Genomic DNA, 25,698 nt, shown 5'->3' with positions numbered 1-25,698 from the left:
CCATCATTGAGGCGCCGTTAACATTAAGCGGCGCCAAATTTGACTTACCCCATCTCGCTGCTCTGCAAATTCTTTATCATCTGTTTGGTTCTTTAAATCATTGAGTACTAATCGATGCCCTTTATGACGATAGTCTTGGTACGCTTGGCTTAACGTTTGTTGCTCTTCCAGACTGATAAGTTTCAAAACTTTTGCTTGCTTAAAGATACTTACATTATCACTAAAGCGCGTTAATTCCGGATGGAGCTCGCTATATCCAAGCACGAGAAATTGCGCAATAAACTCAATGTCTGCAATACCACCGTTATCTTGCTTTAAGTCGAAAACGTCATCTGAGCCTTGCGTGAGATGGTCTCGCATTTTAACGCGCATTTTTGCCACATCTCCCTGTAAAATCGCTCTGTCACGAGATTTGCACAGAATTCCTTCACGAATAGATTTGAATTTTTCTTTAAGCCATAGCGATCCGCACACCACGCGTGTTCTCACCAAAGCTTGATGTTCCCAAACCCACGCTTCACTGTGCTGATAATCTACAAAAGAATCAATGTGAATTACCATTAATCCTTTACTACCAGACGGGCGAAGTCGCATATCCAATTCATACAAAATGCCTGATACTGTGCGTGTATTAAATAAATGTAAAATTCTCTGGGCAAGCTTTAAATAGAAATGTGCGCTGTCAATTTCTTTGTTGCCATCCGTCATAGTGCCGCTAACGCCACTATGCACAAAGACCAAGTTGAGATCAGATCCATACCCCAATTCAAAGCCACCAAGTTTACCGTAGCCAATCACTGCAAATCCTTTATTGTCACCCTCAAATACTGGGGTCCCATAGCGCTGGATTAATTGTTGCCATGCAATATCAATGACGTACTCTACAATACTTTGTGCCAACGCGGTCAGATGGTCGCTGACGGTCATTACTTCCATTGCACCGGTTACATCCGCTGCTGCAATACGTAGTTGTTGACATTGCTTATGTTGGCGTAAGCCTTCCATCACTTGTTCTAAATCTTCAGGCGGAATTCGCATTAAATATTGGTGCAGCTGCGCGCCGTATTCATCTAATGGCGTCGGACTATATAATGATTTTGGGTCTAGTAATTCATCAAGTAAAATAGGATGCAATGTTAATTGCTTACTAATCCAATCACTTGCTTTACATAGAGAAACCAGTTGCTTTAACGCTCCAGGGTTTTCTAATAGCAAGTCTATATAGGCGGTTCTGGTGGCAATCGTTTTTAAAATATTAGCAATTTTACGAAATAGCCCATCGGCCTCCTCTTCATTGATCAACCCACCCACTAGCAAAGGTAATAATTTAGCCATTGCTTCTTGACCGCGCACACCGACACGGCGTTTCTCAAGTTCTGATTTTAAGGCCATAATTTCGCGAAACAGCGCTTGAGGACAACAACATCCCAGTTCAAACAATATGGATTCGCCATCAAAAGATTCATCAGCGTTACACACCACCGATAGCAATTCGTGTTCTTTAGAGTCAGGTGAATCGTCTTCATCGTCTTGACCAATAACATTGGCAAACTGCTCTTCGACGATCTGCATATGATGACCAAGGGTCGCTCGATAGTCATCTTGCGTTTGATGCCCTGTGACCCAGAGTAAGCGCTGCCAATCTAATTCATTATCAGGTAATTTTTGGGTTTGTTTATCATCTATTTGCTGTAGCGTTTGCTCACTTAAACGCAAAAATAAATAGCTATTTTTTAAATCGTGGCAGTCATCTGGACTGATAATATCAAGCGATTGTAAACGCTCTAGAGTTATCAACAGAGACTGATTTTGTAATTGTGGTTCACGCCCACCGCGGATCATTTGAAATACTTGTACAATGAATTCAACTTCGCGAATGCCGCCACTGCCAAGTTTAATGTTATCGATTAATCCACGACGGCGAACTTCGTGAGTGATCATCATTTTCATTTTACGCAGTGATTCAATGGCACTAAAATCAATGTAACGTCTGAACATAAATGGACGGATCATGCTTTTTAGTTCACGACTAAAACTATCTTCACCGCCCAATATTCGAGATTTCACCATCGCATACCGTTCCCAATCTCGCCCTTGCGATTGATAGTAGTCCTCTAGTGCAGCATAACTCGCCACTAAAGGCCCAGAGTTACCAAAGGGACGTAATCTCATATCAACTCGATAAACAAAGCCATCTACCGTTGTTTTATCCAACGCATTAACTAATTTTTGGGCAAGTTTCACGAAATATTGCTGATTGTCAGTACTGCGTCTACCGCCTACTGTTTCACCGTGGTTAGGAAATGTAAAAATGAGATCGATGTCTGATGAAAAATTAAGTTCATGACCGCCTAATTTTCCCATCCCTAATATCATTAATGGTTGAATATTTCCGTCACTGTCGTGAGGTAATCCCCATGTTTTTTCAAGCAGTTTGCTTAACACATCTCGCGCGCCAATAATCAGAATTTCAGCGAGTTCAGATACATCAATAAGAGACTGTGTTATGTGCGCATGCTGGCCTAAATCGCGCAAAGCAATAACTATTTGAAAGAAATTGCGCACATCGCGTAAGCATTTTTCAAGCTCAGGCTCTGTCGTAACAGACTTAATGAGTTGTGTGAAGCGTCGCTCTATATGGGGTTTAAGTTCATCACAATATAATAAGCCATCTTGTAAAATGTCGGTTGCCCATTGAGGATTCCTGACCAAGTGGCGATGACCAAAATCACTTAATGCACAAAATTCACCCAATTGGTCGAGATAATGTAAATCTATACTGGCAATGTCATCTCTATAGACTAATTTAAAGTCCTCGATACGCTGTTGTTTTAATAATAATAATTGAGAAGGCAAAGAGTTAGTGTTATTCGCGGCCATTATTGATAACATCCGTTGATCTAAAAATTTAGTTGATAAATGTAGACATAATATGTCATAACTGCTACAACTGACGCTTCACATGCAAGCGACGGTTTTAGTGTGACTAAGTTAATCGTTACCATATCATTGAAGAGGTTCATATGGCAGGTAAGCCCTTAAAAATAATGTTAATGCTGGTATTTTTTGCATTGCTAGGTGGATGTTCTGATCCGCTAGACGATGCAATAACCAACTTAACACAAACCAATGAAAGTAAACTTAAGACTTTAGAACGGCAACTAATTGGCAAGCAGATTAGAAATGCAACGCTCATTGGTGAATATGCTCCCATTCTTGAGAAGTCACGCCCGGAGTTAACCCCACTCATTAAACAGCTTGTGCTTGATGGCACGCCTGAAGGTCCAATGTATCAAGGGCTAAAAAAGCGTGTTTCAGATTCAGTTATTGCGTCAAACTTTGTTTCAAAAGATGAGCAGGCGCAAGAGTTAACTAATATTAGTGAAGCCCTCAATCCAGTACTCTTTAACGATGCATTAAGCGATGTTGTGAATGTGTTGGCTGATATGTCAAATGGCGCACTTGCACGTGTTAACGCGTTAAGCCAACAACAAAGTCAACAAGCTAATAACAGTGAAGACTTTGGTGTCGGGTCGCAATTGGTAGGTAACCCTAATTACGGTACTTGGAATAATAACAACGGTATGTCGTTTTGGGAATGGTATGGAATGTATGCGTTAATTTCTAACCTATCAAGCCCAATCTCGTTTGACCGTTGGGGCCGCCATCGTGGATATAGTTATTACAATGACTATGGCCGCTATCGCTACAGCTCACCAAAACAACGTAAAAAACACAGTGATGTTTGGAAAAAGACTAATAAGAAATTCAGCACAGGATCTCGCTATTCAACACCGTATAGTAAATCTCGTGTTGGAAGTAGCCGTTTATCGCGTCAAAGTTCGCAGGCTAAAACGGCTGCCGGAAAAGGTTTTAGTAGCAGTAATAGATTAAAACAAACTCGCTCGACATCGAGCTATGCAAATAATTCAAGTTTCAGAAACAGCCGCAGTAGCACTTCTCGCGGCTCAAGTCGTGGCAAATAATAGGATTGATAACTATGGAACAATTACAACTATTAATAAATCATGAGCCAAACCTGTTGGTTATTTTGGCCATTGATTTAACTATCGCTATTGTTTTGCTTTATACGATGCGATTCATCTCTGGCCTGTGGGCTGGTGTTAATACTACTGAAGAGCTCGCAAGCAAAGACAATTTTGCCTTTGGCATTTCATTAGCAGGTAGCCTGCTCGCGTTAGCCATTGTGTTAACCGGCGCTATCACAGGTGAAGCAGGTACAAGCTTTGCTCAAGAAGCCATCGGTATGAGCCTTTATGGTGTTGTCGGCTTAATATTAATTAAACTAGGCCGTGTTGCCCATGATAAATTTGCCTTATCTGGGTTAGATAAGGTTGCACACATCAAAGAAGGTAACGTGAGTGTTGCCATTATCGATGCTGCAGCGCTTGTAGCAACTGCACTAATTATTCGTGCAACGCTGTTATGGGCCAATGATTTAACCGTAGACACGTTCATCGCGATCCTTAGTGGGTTTGTCATTGCACAAGCACTATTAATTGCAGTGACCCGTTTACGTGAATCTGCTTATCGTAAGAATAATCAAGGTAGTCAATTCCAAGACGCTATTGCTGGTGGTCAAATCGCCTTATCAATTCGTCATGCCGGATTTTTGATTGCAACAGGATTTACATTAACAGCAGCGTCTAACTTTTTAATTTACGTTCCTCAAGGCTACGTTGAGAACGCGTTAGGTTGGTTGTTATTTGGCATTGTGATGGTTGCATTACTTTACGTATTAGTACCGCTTGTTAAGAAGCTCGTATTATCACGCATCAACTTGACTGAAGAAGTTGACCATCAGCACAACATTGGTGTGGCCTCATTAGAGTTTGTTATCAGCATTGCTGTAGCCCTCATTCTAATGGCATTAATGTCTTAATCAGCTCCCTTGACTAGGTGAGCCCTCACCTAGTCATCATATTTATTACAGGCTCTATCTTGAATTCTACGGCAACACAAAAACCGTCAGCAAGACTCTTTGATGATGTTTTACTCATCACCATCATGGCAGTACTCGCAGGCTGTGGTTTAATCTACGAATATTTACTCTCGCACTATGCAGGCCGAGTTATTGGCGCAGTGGAATCAGCTATCTATACCATGATTGGCATTATGATAGTGTCGATGGGTGTTGGCTCTTTTGCCGCTCGTAAAATCAAATGTGCTTTTAGTGGTTTTGCTTGGTTAGAATTAATTATCGCTATTATGGGTTGTAGCGCAATTCTCGTTATATCAAGCGCGATTGCTGCTGTTCAACTACTACCACAAATTATTGCACAAACATTTAATTTGCCACCGGATGCAGAAGTACAAGGCGGTTTTTTCAGTGTACTCTATGACATAACACATTACAGCCCTTATTTCTTCGGCGCTGTATTGGGTTTATTTATTGGTATGGAAATCCCGCTCATCGCGCGGATCCGTGAATTTGTTCACAAACAGCATTTAGTGCACAACGCAGGTACTATTTATGGTGCAGACTATATTGGTGCGGGCATTGGCGCTGCAATTTGGATAACCATCATGTTATCCCTAGAAATCAATCTAAGTGCCAGTATTACCGCTAGTGCAAACCTTATCGCCGGCGTCGTATTTTGGCTAAGGTATAAACAACACATTCGCTTTAAGTATCTACTGTTATTTGGTCACATTGCGTGCGCATTTTTAGTCGCTGCTATTTTTAGTCACGGTGGCCAATGGGCTAAGTCATTTAACAATTTGCTGTATTTAGATAAAGTTGCGCATCATCAACAAACACGCTACGCGCAAGTTGTATTAACTGAACGTCAGTTACCTAATCATAACTTCCCAATGGTTAGTCTATACCTCAATGGTCGTCTGCAGTTTGCTCAAGATGACGAACACATTTATCACAAATTTCTTGTCTATCCAGCAATGGCTGCGTCAGCACGTCATGACAATGTATTGATCATAGGCGGAGGAGATGGACTAGCACTACGCGATGTATTAGCGTGGTCACCCAAACAGGTTACCTTGATGGATCTGGATAACGACGTTGTCGCGCTGTTTAAAGAGCCCCATCAGCATCTTAATAACCATTTAGCTGACAACATCAAGCGCCTCAATAATGATTCTCTTAATGATGACCGCGTGACTATAATTCACGCAGATGCGTACAACGGTACGGATTTGCTGATTGGTAAAACTGCGCGCTTTGATACGATAATAATCGATTTGCCTGATCCGTCGCACCCTGATCTTAATAAGCTTTACAGCCGAACTTTTTATTTAAAAGTTAAACAGCTACTTTCAAATGACGGCGTAATGGTAGTTCAGTCCACTTCACCGTTTCACGCTAAAAAAGCATTTATGAGTATTGCAAAAACCATTAAGTCAGCGACGTTTAAAGATGTAGAGCAATACAACTTTAATGTACCAAGTTTTGGCCAATGGGGCTGGACGATAGCGACAAAGAGTGGGTTGTCTGCAAGACAACGACTCATTCAACAACCTAACATGCAACCATTTGAAACTTGGCTAACTCCACAATTAATTCAAGCAAGCTTTGAATTTTCACAGGGGTTTTATCAACAAATGGATGGAATTAAAGTAAATGAACTTGGCAGCTTTACACTTTATCGCTACCATCAACAAGCGTGGGAATCGCAGCAAGGAAACAACAACAGCTGGTATCAAAATCAATAAAATCAGCTGAGATCGTCGTTTATGTAAAAAGATTGAAATAATTGTTTGACATATTATGTCTAACAAACTAAATTACAAACTCAAGACATATTATGTCGCAAAGGAAATGTTATGAATATCCATTTAATTGCTAATCATTTAAACGAACTCGCAGACAATAGCGATACAGGTTTTACATTCGACAGCTTACCAATTGCTGGTGAAGTTGATGTATTACAAGTAACTATTACAGGACGTGAAGAAATTCCAATCTTTGTTTCTGTTACCGACGATCAAATTTTGTGTATTGCTTACCTTTGGGGTGAAGAAGAAGTTAAGCAAGACACACGCAGCGAAATGCTTGAAGCCATGGTTGAGATGAACATCCCAATGCCATTGTCTTCATTTTCAAAAATTGACGACAAATACGTCATTTTTGGTGCCCTTTCTGTTAATTCTTCATTACACGATGTAGAGCATGAGCTCAGTGTATTAAGTGACAACTCACTTGAAGTTATTAACGAAATGGCCGATTACTTACTGTAACCAATTAACAATCCCACGGAGAATCATTATGAGTATTTTTAGTAAAATTATTACAGCCATACGTGGCGGTGCTAGTGAAGCAGGTGAAGCGATTGTTGATGCAAACGCTACACGTATTTTTGCACAAGAAATTAGAGATGCAGAAAACCATTTAACAAAAGCCAAACGTGACCTAACAGGTATCATGGCAAAACAAATGCAGGCTAAGCGCGAGCTAGACCGTATTAACCGCTCAATCACAGAGCACGAAGGTTATGCGACAACGGCACTAAATCAAGGCAACGAAACTTTGGCTTTAGAAGTTGCTGAAAAAATTGCAGGCCTAGAAGCTGAACTTGCAGAGCAACAAGCATCGTTTGATAACTATGAAAAAGGCGCAATTCGTCTTAAAGACTTAGTTAAAGGCACTGAACGTCAGCTAGCTGATTACCAGCGTCAACTAAGCATGGTAAAGACAACTGAGAGTGTTCAAAAAGCAACGGCCGCTATTACTGATAACTTCAGCAACAGCAACTCAAAGTTATTAAATGCAAAACAATCTCTTGAGCGTATCAAAGAGAAACAACAAGACTTTGATGACCGCATGCAAGCGGCAGATGATTTAGCTGCTGAAGGTAGCGACCAATCATTAAAAGACAAGCTAGCAGCTGCTGGTATTGGCGAGCAACAAACTAGCGCTAACAGCGTATTAGATCGTTTAAAGTCTAAACAGGGGTAAGTTATGGGATTTTTTGGCAAACTATTTGGATCTTCTTCAGAAAAACCAAAGCGCACCTTAGAGAAGCCGGAACAACTTCGAACTGGTGACATCATTACCCTTGATGATAGTTTTGCCCTGCCCGCGCTGCTGCGTGGGCAATCCCTAGAAATAAAGCAAATCAATACCTATGAATACGAACGTAATAAAACCGTTGAATGGGTATTGCAAGGCTCCACTGATGACATTTTATTTTTATCAGTAGAAAATGACGATGTACAAACCCTAGTATTTTCCCTTAAAATAAGCCGCGATATCGTCGGTCAAATATTTGATTTAGACGAATTTTCGAAGCTATTCGATGAGCCTGGCAATGCGGAGCTTAACGTAAAAAATATTCCAACTCAGTTCAGCCAGTGGGCAGGACAACATTACCGTCAATGTGAATTTGCACAATTTGGCTATTTTCACAATGTAGATCATCGCCAACAGCGTCTTAAAGAAGATGATGGTGAGTCATTCGAGCGTTACGGCGCAGAATCAGATGATGAACAGTACGGCATTGAAGCAGAAGTATATGAGGGTGGCGAAACCGATGTTGTATTAACGCTACGACGTCCAATAACCGATATTAGGCAATACTGGCCTAAAAGTTAGCCGGTAAATACATAAGAACATTATGAGCGATAAAAAAACAGATAACGACGACAAACTCCCCCCTAAATGGCGTGGCGCGACAAAAGCGATCAAAGCAACACAAGTTGCTTTTGATATGGATGAAGCAATTCAGTATGAAATACGTCGCCAAGCATTGGAAGATGGCATTAGCCCATCGGATCAAATAAGACATATTCTCGGGTTACCGTGCTCACGTCGTCCTAAACGACCCCGTTTAACTGTTTCATTAAGTCCAGATGACTATCAGTTATTAGCGGATAAATACGACTTGTCCCCTGAACAACAACTAGAAATTAAAAAGATTGTTGTTGATGAATTGACTCAGTTCGCTAAACCCAAAAAATAAGGAAGTTATCTCGTGCATTTACATCATGTAGACGAATATGGCGTTAAGAATTACAAAACCCGCTATCTCGCATTAATGGGCGTTGCAGTAGTTTATTTAATCATTGCTGTTGGTGCTGCGCTGCTCCAGCACTTTGAAGGTCAAAATCCAGATTCAAATATTGGTACATATGGACAAGCCTTTTGGGTGCTTATCATGGCAAGTTCGACCATTGGTTTTGGTGATTTCTACCCAACAACCTTTGGCGGTTACGTTATCGTAACCATCATGTTCTATATCGGGGTTGGTATGATGGGTTATATTGGTGCACTCATCGCGTCAAAAATTATGGGCTTTTCAGATACGAATGTTAAAAACCGTGAATTACGCCGCCAAAACGCGAAAATTTTAGAAGAAATTCGCGCTATTCGAGAAGACATCAAAAAATAATATCAAATTAACGCCCTACTCTCTCCAGTAGGGTGTTAGTTTCAATGCTTGCTTACGTGACTGTTCCATCGCATGTAATAATGACGCTTCCTTTCTATCCAGCCACTTTTGAATATCCCCGTCATCGATTAGTTTGTCTTTGCGTAATAACTGACGAATAGGTTCAAACTGTAGTAACTGATCAATGCCATACGTAATGTCTATCCAAGGCGCTCTGAACTTTTGACGATCCGACTCTTCAAACATTTCCCCAACACACAAACCCACTTTAAAATTATGTAATAGGTTAAATCGTTGGGCTAAGTAATCTTGATAGGTCAAATCCATATCGAATGGCAACGATTGTTGAATTAGGTTCCAGTCATTTTCCAGTAAAGATGATGCTTTCTTACGCAATAGTTTCGTTTGGAATTTCTCAAGACTTGGTAAAGGCTGTTGTTGCCAAGGCTTGAAGAATAACCACTGCATAAGTCGACTTACTAACGCTGTATGTTGTTCATTATTGAAGAGGGATACCAAGGCATCAACACTAGGTAGACTAGCCAACTCATCTTCGAGTAGTGAAATAACATGGGCCTGCGCATCTAATTTCTTTAGTTTATGGCCATTATTATCAAGTAGTTGCTCGATACGACGAAAATTATCAATAAAAGCGAGTTCTTCCATCAGCCAAAATAACGACTTCGTCAGTTGTTTGAGTTGGTCATCATGGAAATAGCCACTATAAATTTCATTTGCTTTAATAATCAACGACAATGCTTTGCGTATTTCTACAATGGCGTCGTAATTACCTTGTTCAATGAAAACTTCAATATGTCGTTGCCAGTGAGCTAGTCCATGATTAATCGCCTTTATATAAGCTGTTTCTAAGGTGTCATCATGACTAAGCTTAACAGTGCCGAGCGAGCTCACCTCATGGCGCTGGCCTTTGGCAAGCATATAGCCACGAGCTGCCTTACTATCAACACCAAAACGAACGCAGGTTCCTTGAGACAGTGCCTGAGCCAAATCGAAAATTAATTCAGGCTTTCCTTTTACAAGTTCAAGTTCAACCTCATGAACGGCAACTTCTCTGTCACCACTGTCAATCACACCTTTATCCAACACCATTTCTACAACAGCACCGTCTGGATATACCATCATAAACCCTTGGCGCTTAAAATTGGTTGAGAAAAGTGGCGAGATTTCATTGTTCAATGCATTTAGATCCGTGTCTTTTGGCCAAATCTGTTGCGGGAATAAGTCAAGTTGTGGTGTGCGAGTCGTAATATCAATATTATATTCTGGTCGCTGATGCAATCCACCGATCACTTCACCAGCCGTTTTAATGGTCTGCTCAATATGCTGATCATTAACTCTTATACGCAGCCCCATGTCCCATTGTCTTAATTTTTTATCCGGCGTATCAAAATAGATATTTTCTAAGTCAAACTGCTGATTTATTAGCTTAACGTCCTGTTTGTTTGAGAGATCTTTTAGCGTTTCTTCAATCTCATTTGAAACAATAAGCTTGATCTCAATTTCATGTTGCATTTTTTTTCCAGTAAATAATAGTTGTAATAAAACCGTCACATAAGCGTCATATAATTTCGCCGTTCCTAATTGGAACATTGACAACTCGTTAACTTTGTCACAGTTTATATCGATTGAAGCTAAATTTTAAGACATTATAATGAACTACATAGTTTCAAATCGAAAGAAGTTAAGATAAGATGCGCTCGATTTTCAATTGTTGCTACTAAGCTAACATAATCACAAAAGGTCTAAAGTATGTCGATGAATTCGATACTAGGTGTTTTCGCGAAATCACCAATCAAACCTCTACAAGAACACATTCGCAAAGTACATCAATGTGCTGAGCATTTAATTCCATTTTTCGACGCTTGTGCTGCACAAGATTGGGAAAAAGCGGCAAGTGTTCGTGCCGAACTGTCACAATTAGAAAAAGCTGCTGATAAGCTTAAGCGTGAAGTTCGTATCAACCTTCCCAAAGGTCTGTTCATGCCAGTTGATCGTACTGACATGTTAGAGCTCATTACTCAACAAGATAAAATTGCTAACACAGCAAAAGACATCTCTGGTCGTATCTTAGGCCGTAAGCTTTCTATTCCAGAACAAGTTCAAGCAGAGTTTATGGAATATTTAGCACGTTGTATCGAAACGTCTGGTTTTGCTGTTAAAGCAATTGATGAATTAGATGAACTCGTTGAAACAGGTTTTCAAGGTAAAGAATTAAAAATCATTGAAAACTTATTGAACGAGTTAGATGCTGTTGAAGACAGCACAGATACAATGCAAATTAAATTGCGTCACTCATTGCATGGAATAGAGCAAGAATTAAACCCAGTGGATGTGGTATTTCTATACAACGTAATTGATTGGGTTGGTGATTTAGCCGATCTAGCAGAACGCGTTGGCGACCGTTTAGAGCTAATGTTAGCTCGCTCTTAACAATAATAAAGGTTTATCTCAATGGATATCATTGCAAATTACGGCTTTGAGCTGGTTTTACTAGCTGGCCTATTTGGCTTCTTCATGGCTTGGGGTATCGGTGCCAATGACGTAGCGAACGCTATGGGTACCTCAGTAGGCTCAAAAGCATTAACAATTAAACAAGCGATTTTGATCGCAATGGTTTTTGAATTTGCTGGCGCTTATTTAGCCGGTGGTGAAGTAACATCAACAATCCGTAAAGGCATTATTGATGCGGCATACTTTGTCGACACGCCTGAACTACTTGTATTCGGTATGGTTGCTTCGTTATTAGCAGCAGGTATTTGGTTACTAGTAGCTTCTTACTTGGGTTGGCCTGTATCAACGACTCACTCAATTGTTGGCGCCATTGTTGGTTTCGCAGCAGTTGGTGTAAGTGCCGATGCGGTTACGTGGTCTAAAGTTGGTGGTATTGTAGGTAGTTGGGTAATTACACCACTTATCTCTGGTATTTTCGCTTACATGATTTTTATGAGCGCACAAAAGTTTATCTTTAATACTAATGACCCTTTAACAAATGCTAAACGTTACGTACCTGTTTACATGGCGCTTGCTGGTTTCATCTTGTCGCTAGTGACCATCAAGAAAGGCTTAAAGCACATCGGTATTCACTTCTCAACAAGTGAAGCGATGCTGTTATCAATTGCCATTGCTGTTGTTGTTGGTATTTTAGGTGTTATTGCGATTAAACGTTTAAAAGTAGACCCTGCAGCTGATAAAAAAATGCACTACGCCAGTGTTGAGAAAGTATTTGCTATCTTAATGGTTGTTACTGCATGTTGTATGGCGTTTGCACATGGTTCAAATGACGTTGCAAATGCGATTGGTCCATTGGCTGCTGTTGTATCTATCGTTGAAAACGGTGGTGAAATCGCTAAGAAATCGACACTTGTTTGGTGGATCCTTCCTCTTGGCGGTATCGGTATCGTTGCTGGTCTTGCGATTTTCGGACGCCGTGTAATGGCGACAATCGGTCAAGGCATCACGCATTTAACACCAAGCCGTGGTTTTGCTGCTGAACTTGCTGCTGCAACAACAGTTGTACTCGCTTCTTCAACAGGTTTACCTATCTCTACCACACAAACACTTGTTGGTGCTGTGCTAGGTGTAGGTATGGCACGTGGTATCGCAGCCTTGAATATGGGTGTTATCCGTAACATCGTTATCTCATGGGTTGTTACCTTACCTGCGGGTGCTGGACTATCTATCTGTATCTTCTACATGCTTAAAGGCATCTTCGCTGGATAATCAGTAAATAGTAGATACTAAAAAGCCCCGTTGATAACTCAACGGGGCTTTTTTATTACGCGAATTCAACTACGCGCGCAGTGCTTTCTCTCCACGAGAAATACCAATAACACCAGAGCGAACCACTTCTATGATTTCTGATGTTTGCTCCACCTGCGCTACAAAGGCGTCAAGTTTATTACCATCGCCAAATAAGCGAACGGTATACATCTTCGGTGTTGCATCGATAATTTTTGCATTAAAGATATCAACTAAACGACATACTTCATCACGTTTAGAGCCAATACAAGCCACTTTCACCAGCGAAATCTCTTGTTCGATGTAATCGCTTGCAGTGAGCTCAGAAACACGCAACACATTAATGAGTTTGTTTAGCTGCTTCATGATTTGTTCAATCACCCGTGGCTCACCACGCGTAACAAGTGTCATACGCGATAATGACGAATCTTGAGTAGCAGCAACGGTTAATGATTCAATGTTATAACCACGTTGCGAAAACAGCCCGACAATGCGTGACGTTGCACCAGATTCATTTTCAATAATTAATGAGATAACTGTTCTAGACATTAGGTGCGCTCCGTCTTACTTAAATACATTTCGTTCATGGCGCCGTATTTAACCAACATTGGGTACACATGCTCTAATTCATCAACGCCAATGTCCATGACAACTAATTTGTCCTTAAGAGAGAAACAGCGTTCTAATGCGCCTTCAAGCTCTGCTGGTTTATCCACTTTAATACCAACATGACCATAAGCTTGCGCTAACTTGACAAAATTAGGCACAGAATCCCAATAAGAATGTGAGTGACGCCCCTTGTACACCATGTCTTGCCATTGCTTAACCATACCTAACGCATGATTATTAAGAATAATAATCTTAATAGGCAAATCATATTGCAAACACGTTGATAGCTCTTGAATATTCATTTGAATACTGCCATCACCAGTAATACAAACAACGGTGCTGTCTGGGAACTCCATTTGAACCCCCATAGCTGCTGGCAAGCCAAAGCCCATCGTTCCAAGACCACCTGAGTTTATCCAACGCCCTGGTTTATCAAATGGATAATACAGTGCTGCAAACATTTGGTGTTGTCCAACGTCAGAACAAACATAGGCATCACCATTGGTTGCTTTATACATTGCTTCAACAACTTGCTGCGGCTTTAGTGATTCTTCACTTATTTCATAACCAAGGCACTTTTTATCACGCCATTCGTTAATCTGTTTCCACCAAGTCTCAATATCTGCTTTATTGTTTTGAAGATCTTCATCGTCAATCATTTCAAGCATGGCTGTTAAAACATTATGGGCATAACCAACAATAGGAATATCCGCATTAACTGTCTTCGAAATCGACGTTGGGTCGATATCAATGTGAATAATGGTGGAATTTGGACAGTATTTTTCCAAATTATTAGTTGTACGATCATCGAAACGTACACCAATCGCAAAAATGACATCACTAAAATGCATCGACTTATTGGCTTCTAACGTACCGTGCATGCCAAGCATGCCAACAAACTGCTCATCGGTGCCTGGGAATACACCCAATCCCATTAAGGTATTTGTTACTGGACAACCAATATGCGTCGCCAATTGCTTGATAAGAGCAGGCGTATCGTTCCAAACTGCACCGCCACCGGCATAAATAATTGGACGCTTTGCTTCAATCAGCGTTTTAAGTGCCTTACGAATTTGTTTCTTGTGCCCTTGCTGCGTCGGATTATATGAACGCAAGGATACCGATGTTGGATATTCGTACGGAAACTTCAATGCCGGATTCATAATATCCTTAGGGATATCAACGACAACAGGTCCAGGTCTGCCTGTAGAAGCAATGTAATAGGCTTTCTTGATAATCGTTGGTAAGTCTTCAACGTTTTTACATAAAAAACTATGTTTCACAACAGGTCGTGATACACCAATCATATCAGTTTCTTGGAATGCATCTTCGCCGATCATCGTTGTTGGAACTTGACCAGAGATGAGGACCATCGGAATTGAATCCATATATGCAGTAGCAATACCCGTAATACAGTTAGTCGCACCAGGTCCTGATGTCACCAGTACGGTACCGACCTCACCAGTTGCTCGCGAATAGCCATCTGCCATATGCACGGCAGCTTGCTCATGTCTCACTAAAACGTGTTCAATGCTCGACTGCTGAAACAATGCATCATAAATATCTAATACAGAACCACCGGGATAACCGTAAATACGCTCAACACCTTGATCCTGCAAGGAGCGGATCACCATTTCGGCGCCGGACAACATCTCCATAACAAACTCCAACTCACAAAAAATTAATTAAAAAAAAGGCGGTTTATCATTGGACCTAAAAATAATCCAATTGATTTTTACAAAAACATTACATTGATGAAATAACCGTTACCTGATATTAACCATTATTTTTCACTTACCGCAATAGCAATTTCGGCTATTTCACAAAAAAAAGACGCGCTTATGACTGTTTAACTAACTTTATGCGGCAAAACCGCATTAATCACTCAATTTAAGACTGAATAAATATAAGCTATTCTCAAAACAAATTTGGCAACAATAAACGACATATACATCTTACAAAAATAAAATATAAACAATTGAATTAAAACATAAAAATTAAATTAGTTTCTTTTGTAAACTTAAAGAAACAGAGCGTTGTCTATACCAGTTTATGATTGCATAGACATTAAACATCATAATTTTTAGTTAATCGATATCATTTAGATAAATATTGAGTATAAAAGTGCTAAAATATTAGTTTTGGTACGAACATTAGGACAAAGCATGGAAAAAGATATTTTAATTGCTATTCACCAATTACTTTCTGAAAGTAGAAAACCAACAGTAGCAACGGTTAAAAGTAAATTAGCAACATCGGTTTCTATACCAGTCATTATTAATGTATTACAAAAAACAACGAACATGAATGTGGAAGATGTTGAAAAACTTCTTCCCGATGTAAATATGTCGTTGATGAAAAATAAGACAGAGGACAATGGGCAAGTAACAGGCATCGCTCAGGAAGTAGCAGCGCTTAAACAAGCGTTAATACGTACGCAACAGGAGCTAAATGACCTCAAGCAATGGGTGTACACCCAATTACCGAAGGATAAATAGTCATGATCCTAACTAGATTAGTATTTGAGTGCTTTGAAGATACGACGTTAACAGCCGTTGAGCGTGCCATTTCAAGTTTAATTACGGAGCTAAAATATAATGGCCAAATTATCGGTAATGAATTTCCTTGCCTATTAAAAGACGGGCAATTTGTCACCCAAGCCCTGTGCCCCACAGAAGATGCTTTAGCTCACTACAACAATAACAGCGCTGTTAATCGTGCGTTGACGGCACTGAATGAGGCAGGTGTATTAAAGCCTAAAATAGATATTTTGGGGCAAGAGCTTCACTCAGATATGTCAGATCCAGAGCACAATCCTTCCTGGCAAATCTTGTATACCAGTTATGTGCAAACGTGTTCACCACTTCGCTGTGGTGAGCACTTTGCGCCTATTCCATTGTATCGACAGCCAAAACTCGCCAATGGCTGTTACAAGCAGTTAATTAATTGGCAACAGGATTGGCAAGCATGTGATCAGCTTCAAATGAATGGCCGCAGTGCGGAATTTGCAGCCGTCGCAGAGATCGGTGAGCATGATAGTTCACTAGCCATGCGTGGCCGTGCACTAGCAAATACACTGGAGAAAAATAGCGGTATTGCTACCTATTATTATTTATACCGTGTCGGTGGTGAAAACAAGTCAAGTGAACAACAACGCCGCTGCCCTAGTTGCAACGGCGATTGGGCATTAACCGAATCCATTCATCAAGTATTCGATTTTAAATGCGATGATTGCCGCCTGGTATCAAATCTATCGTGGGATTATAACTAAACTTACTTTTGACGCCCTAATAAGCTGCGCATAACTTCAGTTAAGCGCGGCATCAGTCCCGCTTTTATTTCTGTTGGGGCTTGATAAGCAAGTTCTTCGTCGGGTAATGCAAGTGGCTCTAGAGCCAATAAGAATTCCGTTAGTGAAGGCGCTATCGGCTCACGCTTATCATCACCTGGAACTTCCAAGACCACAGCACCTGTGTCATTATCAACACAAATCATCTGTTCGCCATTGACTAAACTCCCCACGAATAACGTATGTGATTGCTTGAGCTTTCGCTGCATTAAGATATGCCCAATAATATTTTCGCCTAAGCGCTTAATATCATCACGATTCCAACATTGGATAAGTTCACATTGCTGCCCATTACACACACCAAATAGACTAGCGCCGAAATATGTACCATAAAACTCTTTAACAGATTGATGTAACTCTAACGCTAACGCCGATTCTATATCTGAAAAATCAAACATTGGCGATTGCGTGGCTTGCTGCCAAGTAATTTTTTCATCATTACTCACTTCGCCAGTTTCGCAAGGTGAGCGCCAACTCTCATCAAAGCTAACTTGTGGTAACTTTCCCGTTTCATTTTCACAGGCTTTGCTATAATCCCGTGCAAATTGCGCTAATGCTTGTGCAGTATCACTCATTTAATTCTCTAATCGATATTTGGAAAACGTTTATGACTGAGCCATCATCTCAATATGATAATGCCCCAGAACTTCAATCTCTTAGCCTAGGCAAAGAGACGCAATATGATAACAGCTTCGATGCAAAACTGTTACAAGGCGTACCACGATCTTTGAATCGCGACGGATTAGCGCTTGGCGACCCCTTACCCTTTCATGGTGTCGACATTTGGACTGGCTATGAATTGTCTTGGCTCAATAGTAAAGGAAAGCCCGTCGTAGCGATGGCTAGCTTTTCATTTAGCTTTGATAGCGTAAACCTTGTCGAATCTAAGTCATTTAAACTCTACCTCAATAGCTTTAATCAACAACGCTTTGCGAACGAGCATGAAGTACTAGTCCAATTAGAAAAGGACTTGGCAAATTGCGCGCAAGGCTCTGCTAATGTGGAGTTGATATTGGCAAAAGATTTTGCAACACAACAGATTGTTGCGGCTCGTGGCGACTGTATTGACGAGTTAGATATAGAAATTAATGATTTTGAGTTTTCAAGAGAGTACCTAAAAGGCGCAGCGTCAGGTGAACATGTGTCTCAGCTAATTCATTCAAATTTACTAAAATCAAACTGTTTAATCACTAACCAACCAGATTGGGGAACCGTTGAGATAAATTACACCGGTCCAGAAATTGATCATGAATCTTTGCTTCGTTATTTAATTTCATTTAGACAACACAATGAATTTCATGAGCAGTGCGTTGAGCGTATTTTTAGTGATTTAATGGCATTATGTCACTGTGAAAAATTAACTGTTTATGCCCGTTATACCCGTCGTGGTGGACTTGATATCAATCCATTTCGTAGCAATTTCGAATCGGCACCCGCTAATATTCGTCAAGCCAGACAATAAGACAATAAAAAACGGCGCATTAAGCGCCGTTGATCATGACAAGCTTGAACAACTTATGCAAAAGTAGCTCTTGCTGCTGCTAACTCATCATTAAACGTATCGCTCGATAAGTCTTTCATGCTGTCAATTAAACCTTTTTCAACATAAGGTGCTACAGCATCGCCACAATCAGAAAGATTAGCTTCGTTTTCTTGGCACAATACAGCAAGGCGCACAAAGTCTAAGTAGCTAATTTCATCTGTTTGGTAATCATTACTTGCGTAATAACGCACTGACTCTGCCATATCATCGCTAAAGTTCCACGCTTTAACAATCGACAAACCAATATGGTTATGTAAATCAGAAATAGCACGTTCTAAGAATTCTGGCTCAGCAAATACATCTGGATAGCCATCAGCTTCAGTTAAAATTGGTAAGGTACCAATATTATGTAACAGCGCTGCTAAAGATAAGGTATCGATTTGCAATGAAGTATGCTTTTTTTCGTTTTTATGCACTGCAAATAGTGCCATGGCATAAGCGGCAACCTCAGTTGAGCGTTTCCATGTTTTAGCAAGATAAGTAGCAATAAGTTCATTATTAGAAACAAATAGTTGCTCCATCGCCAGCGCCATAACTATATTTTTAATTTGGCGCATACCGATTCGAGTTACTGCAGCTTGCAAATTTTCAACACGTACCGCACGGCTATAGTGTGCCGTATTAGCAATGCGGATCAATCGTGCTGACAATGCTGCATCTTGTGCGATAATCGCAGCGATATCGTTAAGGTTTGTATCTGGATCAGCAACAGCATCTCTCACTTTCATGGCAATCTTTGGGAGAGTTGGTAGAACTAAGGCATCGCTTTTTAGTTTTTCAATTAATATGGTTCGTAATGCATTGGCAGTTGACATAAATCTTCGGTTCCATTTCCAATTTTATATAAATACTGCATTAATTTCATAAAGTAAGAGGCAGTGTTACAGCTCGAATATAGTAGCTTTAATAATATATACTCCTAATTTAATACAAATGCTACGTATTTTTGCGTATTAAGGTAAATCACCATATGAATCAAATAATCACTAATAATCTTCAGCAAATTGTCGGTTTAGGGAACCCTGAAAGTAAAATTTGTATTCATTTACCCAATGCACCAATTGTCGGTGAATTAGGCTATAAAATCGATGATTTAGTAGCGATTAACGGAAATCATTGGCGAAAGATATTTGTCATTATTGCCAAGTTATGTAGCCATAACATCGATTGGAAGATTTTTCGTAGCGAACAGCTCATTAATGAGGTTTACATTAGTTTTGAAAATAAACTAAATGAGTATGCTACTTGGCAGTATATTTGTGGAAAAAATCATAGCCAGTCATTTGAACTTTGTGAAGACAATCAATCGTGGCAGACGGTTAATGAAGAATACGATGTAAAATTTCATCAAACCATGACAGGGCAACAAATACTTTTGACACCCTACCTTGATTATCGCCAGTTCCCTAACGCATTAATTGAAGAAGTAAAAAGTTACTTATCAGATTCTTGAACTAGTGCCTCTTCTGATAATTGAGCTTCCTGTTCTTCCAACTTTGCACGTTCAGCTTTGCTGACGTACTTAGGCTTATTATTAAACGTAAGTTTAGCGTTTTTCTTCTTTTGCTTTTTCTTAAGAATGGTCTTTATTTTCTTTTTACGGTTCATGACACAGCATCAATAGGGATATGACCGCTAAGTTTAACTGATGTCAGCCGCTATGACAAAAAAAGCCGCTGTCAATGAAGACAGCGGCTTAATATTAAAGCAGACTAGCTATCGCCTTTAAACTGCCCTGCTTTTGCCAGTGCACAGGCTTCAACGGACAAGATGTCTGCATACCCTTGAGAGCTTTCAGGGTTTAAGCCATCACTTGCTTCCATCGAACTATCTTCCTCGTTATACAAAGAAGCACCAATATTCCCCATCGATAAGAAGAAGACATTGCCTTTGTATAAACCGAGCTTCACGCTACCCGTTGCACTTGCTGTTAATACGTTAACGCCTTCAACGGCAGCTTTTGTCGCGATGTCAAAGCCACGGCCGTCGTAGAACTGATCGCTAATAGTTTTACTTAAGCTGTCATATAACGCTGTAGCACGACGATCTAACGTTGCTTGTAAAATGTTTTGCAGACCCTGACTCAACAATTCCATGCCTGGCGCTTCATAAACACCACGACTCTTTGTACCAATGATTCTATTTTCTAACGCATTTGACATACCAATACCATTACGACCACCGACTGTATTGGCGTGCGTCATCATGTCAAAAGGATTTAACGTCTCACCATTAAAGGCTACCGCTTCACCAGCAACGTAATCAATAGTCACTTCTTCAATAGCGTCTGGCGCGTCTTGCGGCCAAACACCCATGGTCGGCTCAACAATCAGCATCGACGTTTCAAGGCTTTCCAGATCTTCTGCTTCGTGCGATAAACCAGCTAAGTTCGCATCGGTTGAGTATTTCTTTTTCATACCGATTACAGCAGGAATATCAAACTGAGCCAAGTAATCAGCCATTTCGCTACGTCCAGGGAATTGTTCAAGCAAGTCCGCGTCACGCCACGGTGCATAAACTTCCATTTCAGGGGCTAAAGAACGGGTATAACGTTCGAAACGCATTTGGTCATTACCACGACCTGTAGCACCGTGAGCAAGAATATTTACATCACGTGCCTTCATCGCTTTAACTAAGCCTTGCACTGTTACCGCACGCGCAATACCTGTTGTATTCCAATAACCGCCATCGTAGGTCGCATTTGCTTTGATTGCTGCAAAACAGGCCTCTGCCATTTCAGTTTTTAAATCAACAAGAACTGTTTCAGCGCCACAGGGCTCCATTTTACGAATTACGTTTTTAATATCGTCTTCATCTGGCTGCGCCAAGTCTGCCGAAAAGCAAATGACGTTAATGTCTTCTTCCATTAAACGCTTAGTCACGGTTTTGCTGTCTAAACCACCTGATACACAAACACCAACCGTTTTACCTTTTAAATTCGATAGTTTCATTTCTTTCTCACAAATTTGACGAATTATTCAATCCGCCTTTTAATCGACATTAGAGTAGCTCACTAATAACTAAGCCTTATTGCATCTAAATATAATCCAAGCGATTAGTTCACACAAGAGCGAAATGACTATTTATGTTGTTTTTTTGCATTTTTATGTGACTGGTGGTTTTGTTCCAGTTAACCATAAATTGATTTACATCAATGTCAACTCAAACTAAGCGACACATACGTTGTGCAACCATTAAGCCATCACTAAACTATGCCACCAAAATTTCAATAAGGTTTATTTTAGTGTCCTTCGTTCCTGAATTATTATGCCCAGCGGGTAGCTTGAAAAACATGCGTTATGCATTTGCTTACGGCGCAGATGCCGTTTACGCTGGTCAGCCACGCTATAGCTTGCGAATTCGAAACAATGAATTCAATTTAGAAAATTTAGCGGTCGGCATTAAAGAGGCCCAGATTTTGGGAAAAAGTTTTACGTCGTAAGTAATATTGCGCCTCACAATAGTAAGCTAAAAACCTATATCCGCGATTTAAAACCTGTGGTTGAATTAAAGCCAGATGCTTTAATCATGTCAGATCCGGGCCTTATCATGGCATTAGTAAGAGAGGCTTTTCCCGATTTACCCATTCATTTATCCGTCCAAGCGAACGCCGTAAAGTGGACTACGGTAAAGTTCTGGGGCACCCAAGGCATTGAGCGAGTGATCCTATCTCGCGAGTTATCTGTTGACGAAATTAAAGAGATCCGTGAAGCCGTGCCAGAAATGGAACTTTAAGTATTTGTTCATGGTGCATTATGTATGGCTTATTCTGGCCGTTGTTTATTATCTGGCTATATTAATAAACGAGATCTAAATCAGGGAACCTGTACCAATGCTTGTCGTTGGAAGTATGGCGTACATGAAGCCAAAGAAAATGAAACCGGTGACGTAGTAGCTTCAGAACCAGCACAACTAGCAGAGCCCATTGTCGTTGAACCGACATTAGGCGAAGGTAATACCACAAACGATATCTATTTATTGCAAGAGCTAAATCGTCCTGGTGAATATATGCCAGCATTTGAAGATGAACATGGCACTTACATTATGAATTCAAAAGATCTACGTGCCGTTGAAATGATCGAGCCGTTAACTAAAATGGGAGTTCATTCGTTAAAAATAGAAGGACGCACTAAATCATTTTATTATTGTGCCAAAACGGCGCAGGTCTATCGCCGTGCGATTGACGACGCCGCCGCAGGAAAACCCTACGATCCAGCACTTAGTTCATCACTCGACCATCTTGCTCATCGTGGATATACCGAAGGCTTCTTACGTCGTCATACTCATGACAAATACCAAAATTATTATTATGGTCATTCAGTGTCAGATAGCGCACAATTAGTTGGTGAGATCTTAGGTCGCGATGACAACGGTCATGCCCTTGTTGATGTTAAAAACAAATTTATGGTGGGAGACACCTTAGAATTGATGACGCCTCAAGGAAATATCATTTTCGAACTCAATGAGATGCGCAATAAAAAAGGTGAACGAGCTGACGTTGCACCAGGCTCAGGCCATATCGTTTCAATTCCCGTAGCAAATGACATTGACTTAACATTCGACTTAATCATGCGTTATTTACCTCAAAATACGTCTACTCGTGGCTAATTAATGGCTTTAAAAATCCTCAATAATTGTATTAACTGCGATATGTGCGAGCCAGAATGTCCAAATCAAGCCATTAGCTATGGTGAGGTCATTTACGAAATTGATCAGGTGCTATGTACGGAATGCGTTGGCCATTACGACAAACCGACATGTATCGCAGTTTGTCCAATTGATTGTAATGAGGTTGATCAACAACATGTCGAATCACAAGATTCACTTTATGACAAATATGTGACAATACACCACAGTGTTCTTCTGTAAATTATTGGAAATAATTCGACATTTCGTCGCTTAAATTGCTGATATTGTGAATGATGTTTACATTTGAAAATATTGCGCTAGAATCAATATGCTTGTTATTTAGGCAGTTCATTGAAATAGCCGTCAGTACTAACGAAAATAAATCCTTGTCATTAGTATGAAATAGCAAGTTTGGATAGTGCAGCGGTTGCCTATCCGAATCAAAATAAGAAAATGGAGAATAGCTATTATGGCTACAACGACAGGTCGCGTTAAATGGTTTAATGAAAAGAAAGGCTTCGGTTTCATCGAACGCTCAGGCGGCTCAGATGTATTTGTTCACTTTAGAGCAATTCAAGGCGACGGATTTAAAACCCTTGCCGACGGTCAAGAAGTACAGTTTGAAGTTGAAGACGGACCTAAAGGCCCACAAGCACTTAACGTCAATGCGCTGTAGAAGATTCAGGTTTTAACTAACCTTTATGATAGGCTACCTTAAGGTGGCCTTATTTTTGTCAAAAATTAAGTGCATCAACTTATCCAATTACGCTTTATTAGGTTGACATTTTCCACCAAAAACCTACAATTTAGCCCTTTTTGCTGGCTTATTCGCCCGCATTTATCAATAACGTATTTCTACATACTTAATTGGTACTACCATCACCTTAATAAAAGATACTAACCATGCTCAAGCTACACATTAATAAAGTAGTTAGCCTAAAGGCTGACATACTCTCGGGCCTAACAGTTGCCCTTGCCCTTGTGCCAGAAGCCGTTGCCTTTGCCTTTGTGGCAAATGTCGACCCTATCGTTGGTCTTTATGCTGCCTTTATGGTGGGCTTAATCACTGCAATTTTTGGCGGACGTCCAGGTATGATATCTGGAGCAACAGGCGCCATGGCTGTTGTAATGGTTTCGTTGGTGCTTGAACACAGCGTGCAATACCTCTTTGCCGCCGTCTTGCTCACCGGTATCCTACAAATCCTATTTGGTGTGTTTAAACTCGGTAAGTTCATTCGAATGGTGCCTCATCCTGTCATGTTGGGTTTTGTGAACGGCCTAGCTATTGTTATTTTCCTTGCCCAATTAGGCCAATTTAAAGTAGCAGACGAAAATGGCGTTATGCAATGGATGCAAGGTGAGATGCTTTACACCATGTTAGGGCTTATCGCACTAACGATGGCGATTATCCACTTTTTACCAAAACTAACTTCTGCTGTGCCTTCTGCGCTTGTTGCTATTGTTGTTGTATCATTGGCGGTTGTTGGTTTAGACATTGAAACAAAAGTTGTTGGCGACGTTGCGTCTATCGCGGGTGAACTGCCTAGCTTTATGATCCCAGACGTACCTTTTACATGGGAAACCTTAGCAATCATTTTCCCTTATTCTCTCATTCTAGCGGCCATTGGTCTGATTGAGTCATTGTTAACACTGACACTGATTGACGAGCTAACGCAAACGCGTGGTCAAAGTAATAAAGAATGTGTCGCGCAAGGACTTGCAAATACAACCAACGGATTCTTCGGTGGCATGGGGGGTTGTGCGATGATCGGTCAGTCGATGATCAACGTGAACTCAGGTGGTCGAGGCCGTGCTTCAGGTATCACAGCCGCATTAGCGCTACTTGGTTTTATCTTGTTTGCTTCTGGCTTAATCGAACAAATTCCTTTAGCGGCATTAACCGGCGTGATGTTTATTGTTGTTATTGCAACCTTCGAATGGTCTAGCTTCCGCGCACTTAAAAAGATCCCTAAGTCTGACGCATTTATCTTGGTTTTAGTATCAGGTGTAACAGTTGCCACTGACCTTGCCATTGCAGTCATCGTTGGAGTTATTGTATCGGCGTTGGTATTTGCTTGGGAACATGCTAAACACGTTATCGTTAAACGCTCAACAGATGAAAATGGTTCAACAGTTTATGAAGTTGAAGGCCCGCTATTCTTTGGCGCAATCAGTAACTTCAAGTCACAATTTCAGGTGAATGATGATGCTGGCGATGTCATTATCGATTTCCAGAACTCTCGTGTCTATGACCATTCTGGTATTGAAGCTATCGATGGACTGGCCGAGCGTTACACACAGGCTGGCAAAAAGCTACATTTACGTCACCTAAGCCCTGAATGTAAAGAGCTATTTTCTAAAGCAAGTGATTGTGTAGAACTCAATGTTATGGAAGATCCTAACTACCATATCGCTAGCGATAAGTTATCGTAGTTAAAAATACG

25 protein-coding genes and 1 pseudogene are annotated in these 25,698 nt (G+C 40.6%); 18 read left to right on the top strand and 8 right to left on the bottom strand.

Features of this window, described 5'->3' with window-relative positions; genetic code table 11:
- Positions 1 to 3 precede the first annotated feature (3 nt).
- The gene (glnE, locus tag ACMAZF_RS07705; protein ID WP_435276809.1) at positions 4 to 2,880 is read right to left on the bottom strand and encodes a bifunctional [glutamate--ammonia ligase]-adenylyl-L-tyrosine phosphorylase/[glutamate--ammonia-ligase] adenylyltransferase; all 2,877 of its coding nucleotides are present in this window, start codon (positions 2,878 to 2,880) and stop codon (positions 4 to 6) included.
- A 143-nt stretch (positions 2,881 to 3,023) separates the two neighbouring features.
- On the opposite strand from glnE, the gene ACMAZF_RS07700 reads away from it, so the two are divergent.
- The 8 genes from ACMAZF_RS07700 to ACMAZF_RS07665 all read left to right on the top strand — a co-directional run bounded on the left by ACMAZF_RS07700 (position 3,024) and on the right by ACMAZF_RS07665 (position 9,365).
- Entirely contained in the window at positions 3,024 to 3,986 is a 963-nt protein-coding gene (locus ACMAZF_RS07700) for a hypothetical protein (RefSeq protein WP_435276808.1), read from the top strand.
- Positions 3,987 to 4,000: 14 nt separating this feature from the next.
- Positions 4,001 to 4,903 carry a DUF350 domain-containing protein gene (locus ACMAZF_RS07695; RefSeq protein WP_435276807.1) on the top strand — a complete coding sequence of 301 codons (903 nt, stop codon included), beginning with the start codon at positions 4,001 to 4,003 and terminating at the stop codon, positions 4,901 to 4,903.
- A 17-nt stretch (positions 4,904 to 4,920) separates the two neighbouring features.
- On the top strand, positions 4,921 to 6,690 hold the full coding sequence (locus ACMAZF_RS07690; protein ID WP_435276806.1) for a polyamine aminopropyltransferase: 1,770 nt from the start codon (positions 4,921 to 4,923) through the stop codon (positions 6,688 to 6,690).
- A 111-nt stretch (positions 6,691 to 6,801) separates the two neighbouring features.
- Positions 6,802 to 7,215 carry a YjfI family protein gene (locus tag ACMAZF_RS07685; protein ID WP_435276805.1) on the top strand — a complete coding sequence of 138 codons (414 nt, stop codon included), beginning with the start codon at positions 6,802 to 6,804 and terminating at the stop codon, positions 7,213 to 7,215.
- A gap of 28 nt (positions 7,216 to 7,243) precedes the next feature.
- A complete protein-coding gene (locus ACMAZF_RS07680) occupies positions 7,244 to 7,933 on the top strand; it encodes a PspA/IM30 family protein (RefSeq protein WP_435276804.1) in 690 nt (229 codons plus the stop codon).
- A 3-nt stretch (positions 7,934 to 7,936) separates the two neighbouring features.
- Positions 7,937 to 8,569 carry a hypothetical protein gene (locus ACMAZF_RS07675; RefSeq protein WP_435276803.1) on the top strand — a complete coding sequence of 211 codons (633 nt, stop codon included), beginning with the start codon at positions 7,937 to 7,939 and terminating at the stop codon, positions 8,567 to 8,569.
- Between the two features lie 22 nt (positions 8,570 to 8,591).
- Positions 8,592 to 8,936 carry a hypothetical protein gene (locus ACMAZF_RS07670; RefSeq protein ID WP_435276802.1) on the top strand — a complete coding sequence of 115 codons (345 nt, stop codon included), beginning with the start codon at positions 8,592 to 8,594 and terminating at the stop codon, positions 8,934 to 8,936.
- 12 nt (positions 8,937 to 8,948) lie between these two features.
- Complete coding sequence (locus tag ACMAZF_RS07665) at positions 8,949 to 9,365, top strand: ion transporter (protein WP_435276801.1); 417 nt, start codon at positions 8,949 to 8,951, stop codon at positions 9,363 to 9,365.
- A gap of 15 nt (positions 9,366 to 9,380) precedes the next feature.
- Here ACMAZF_RS07665 and ACMAZF_RS07660 read toward each other — a convergent pair whose 3' ends face one another.
- Positions 9,381 to 10,898 (bottom strand): CYTH domain-containing protein, encoded by a 1,518-nt coding sequence (locus ACMAZF_RS07660; RefSeq protein ID WP_435276800.1) that lies wholly within the window; start codon positions 10,896 to 10,898, stop codon positions 9,381 to 9,383.
- A 237-nt stretch (positions 10,899 to 11,135) separates the two neighbouring features.
- Between ACMAZF_RS07660 and ACMAZF_RS07655 the strand changes: the two genes are divergently transcribed.
- Positions 11,136 to 11,816, top strand: a complete 681-nt coding sequence (locus tag ACMAZF_RS07655; RefSeq protein ID WP_435276799.1) for a TIGR00153 family protein — start codon at positions 11,136 to 11,138, stop codon at positions 11,814 to 11,816.
- Positions 11,817 to 11,837: 21 nt separating this feature from the next.
- Positions 11,838 to 13,106, top strand: coding sequence for an inorganic phosphate transporter (locus tag ACMAZF_RS07650; RefSeq protein ID WP_435276798.1), 1,269 nt, complete (start codon positions 11,838 to 11,840; stop codon positions 13,104 to 13,106).
- A 69-nt stretch (positions 13,107 to 13,175) separates the two neighbouring features.
- Here ACMAZF_RS07650 and ilvN read toward each other — a convergent pair whose 3' ends face one another.
- Together ilvN and ACMAZF_RS07640 are read right to left on the bottom strand one after the other, a co-directional pair.
- Entirely contained in the window at positions 13,176 to 13,673 is a 498-nt protein-coding gene (ilvN, locus tag ACMAZF_RS07645) for an acetolactate synthase small subunit (RefSeq protein ID WP_435276797.1), read from the bottom strand.
- Positions 13,673 to 15,391, bottom strand: coding sequence for an acetolactate synthase 3 large subunit (locus ACMAZF_RS07640; protein ID WP_435276796.1), 1,719 nt, complete (start codon positions 15,389 to 15,391; stop codon positions 13,673 to 13,675). The genes ilvN and ACMAZF_RS07640 overlap by 1 nt, the downstream gene beginning before the upstream one ends.
- Before the next feature lie 507 nt (positions 15,392 to 15,898).
- On the opposite strand from ACMAZF_RS07640, the gene ACMAZF_RS07635 reads away from it, so the two are divergent.
- Both ACMAZF_RS07635 and ACMAZF_RS07630 read left to right on the top strand, forming a co-directional pair.
- Positions 15,899 to 16,231 carry a hypothetical protein gene (locus ACMAZF_RS07635; protein WP_435276795.1) on the top strand — a complete coding sequence of 111 codons (333 nt, stop codon included), beginning with the start codon at positions 15,899 to 15,901 and terminating at the stop codon, positions 16,229 to 16,231.
- A gap of 2 nt (positions 16,232 to 16,233) precedes the next feature.
- Entirely contained in the window at positions 16,234 to 17,004 is a 771-nt protein-coding gene (locus ACMAZF_RS07630; RefSeq protein WP_435276794.1) for a Zn-ribbon-containing protein, read from the top strand.
- A 2-nt stretch (positions 17,005 to 17,006) separates the two neighbouring features.
- Here ACMAZF_RS07630 and syd read toward each other — a convergent pair whose 3' ends face one another.
- Positions 17,007 to 17,657 (bottom strand): SecY-interacting protein, encoded by a 651-nt coding sequence (gene syd / locus ACMAZF_RS07625; RefSeq protein WP_435276793.1) that lies wholly within the window; start codon positions 17,655 to 17,657, stop codon positions 17,007 to 17,009.
- A 32-nt stretch (positions 17,658 to 17,689) separates the two neighbouring features.
- Between syd and queF the strand changes: the two genes are divergently transcribed.
- Entirely contained in the window at positions 17,690 to 18,544 is an 855-nt protein-coding gene (queF, locus tag ACMAZF_RS07620; protein ID WP_435276792.1) for an NADPH-dependent 7-cyano-7-deazaguanine reductase QueF, read from the top strand.
- A gap of 53 nt (positions 18,545 to 18,597) precedes the next feature.
- Here the strand turns inward: queF and ACMAZF_RS07615 are convergent, their stop codons facing one another.
- Positions 18,598 to 19,440, bottom strand: coding sequence for an HDOD domain-containing protein (locus tag ACMAZF_RS07615; protein ID WP_435276791.1), 843 nt, complete (start codon positions 19,438 to 19,440; stop codon positions 18,598 to 18,600).
- A gap of 155 nt (positions 19,441 to 19,595) precedes the next feature.
- Between ACMAZF_RS07615 and ACMAZF_RS07610 the strand changes: the two genes are divergently transcribed.
- A complete protein-coding gene (locus tag ACMAZF_RS07610) occupies positions 19,596 to 20,078 on the top strand; it encodes a DUF6942 family protein (protein WP_435276790.1) in 483 nt (160 codons plus the stop codon).
- Here the strand turns inward: ACMAZF_RS07610 and ACMAZF_RS07605 are convergent.
- Both ACMAZF_RS07605 and argG read right to left on the bottom strand, forming a co-directional pair.
- The gene (locus tag ACMAZF_RS07605) at positions 20,060 to 20,233 is read right to left on the bottom strand and encodes a DUF2986 domain-containing protein (protein WP_435276789.1); all 174 of its coding nucleotides are present in this window, start codon (positions 20,231 to 20,233) and stop codon (positions 20,060 to 20,062) included. The two genes, ACMAZF_RS07610 and ACMAZF_RS07605, sit on opposite strands and share 19 nt — an antisense overlap.
- Positions 20,234 to 20,337: 104 nt before the next feature.
- Positions 20,338 to 21,576: an argininosuccinate synthase gene (gene argG, locus ACMAZF_RS07600; protein ID WP_435276788.1), complete on the bottom strand. Its 1,239-nt coding sequence runs from the start codon at positions 21,574 to 21,576 to the stop codon at positions 20,338 to 20,340.
- A gap of 341 nt (positions 21,577 to 21,917) precedes the next feature.
- Between argG and yegQ the strand changes: the two are divergent.
- The 4 genes and pseudogenes from yegQ to ACMAZF_RS07580 all read left to right on the top strand — a co-directional run bounded on the left by yegQ (position 21,918) and on the right by ACMAZF_RS07580 (position 25,687).
- Positions 21,918 to 23,233, top strand: a pseudogene (gene yegQ, locus ACMAZF_RS07595) (tRNA 5-hydroxyuridine modification protein YegQ).
- A gap of 3 nt (positions 23,234 to 23,236) precedes the next feature.
- Positions 23,237 to 23,494, top strand: a complete 258-nt coding sequence (locus ACMAZF_RS07590; RefSeq protein WP_435276787.1) for a YfhL family 4Fe-4S dicluster ferredoxin — start codon at positions 23,237 to 23,239, stop codon at positions 23,492 to 23,494.
- Positions 23,495 to 23,723: 229 nt separating this feature from the next.
- Entirely contained in the window at positions 23,724 to 23,930 is a 207-nt protein-coding gene (locus ACMAZF_RS07585; RefSeq protein ID WP_435276786.1) for a cold-shock protein, read from the top strand.
- A 227-nt stretch (positions 23,931 to 24,157) separates the two neighbouring features.
- Positions 24,158 to 25,687 carry a SulP family inorganic anion transporter gene (locus ACMAZF_RS07580; RefSeq protein ID WP_435276785.1) on the top strand — a complete coding sequence of 510 codons (1,530 nt, stop codon included), beginning with the start codon at positions 24,158 to 24,160 and terminating at the stop codon, positions 25,685 to 25,687.
- Positions 25,688 to 25,698: the final 11 nt, after the last annotated feature.

Source organism: Psychrobium sp. nBUS_13, from assembly GCF_051201665.1.
GTDB lineage: Bacteria > Pseudomonadota > Gammaproteobacteria > Enterobacterales > Psychrobiaceae > Psychrobium.
Note: the sequence above shows the minus strand (reverse complement) of the source record. Positions and strands in the feature narration are given on the sequence as shown.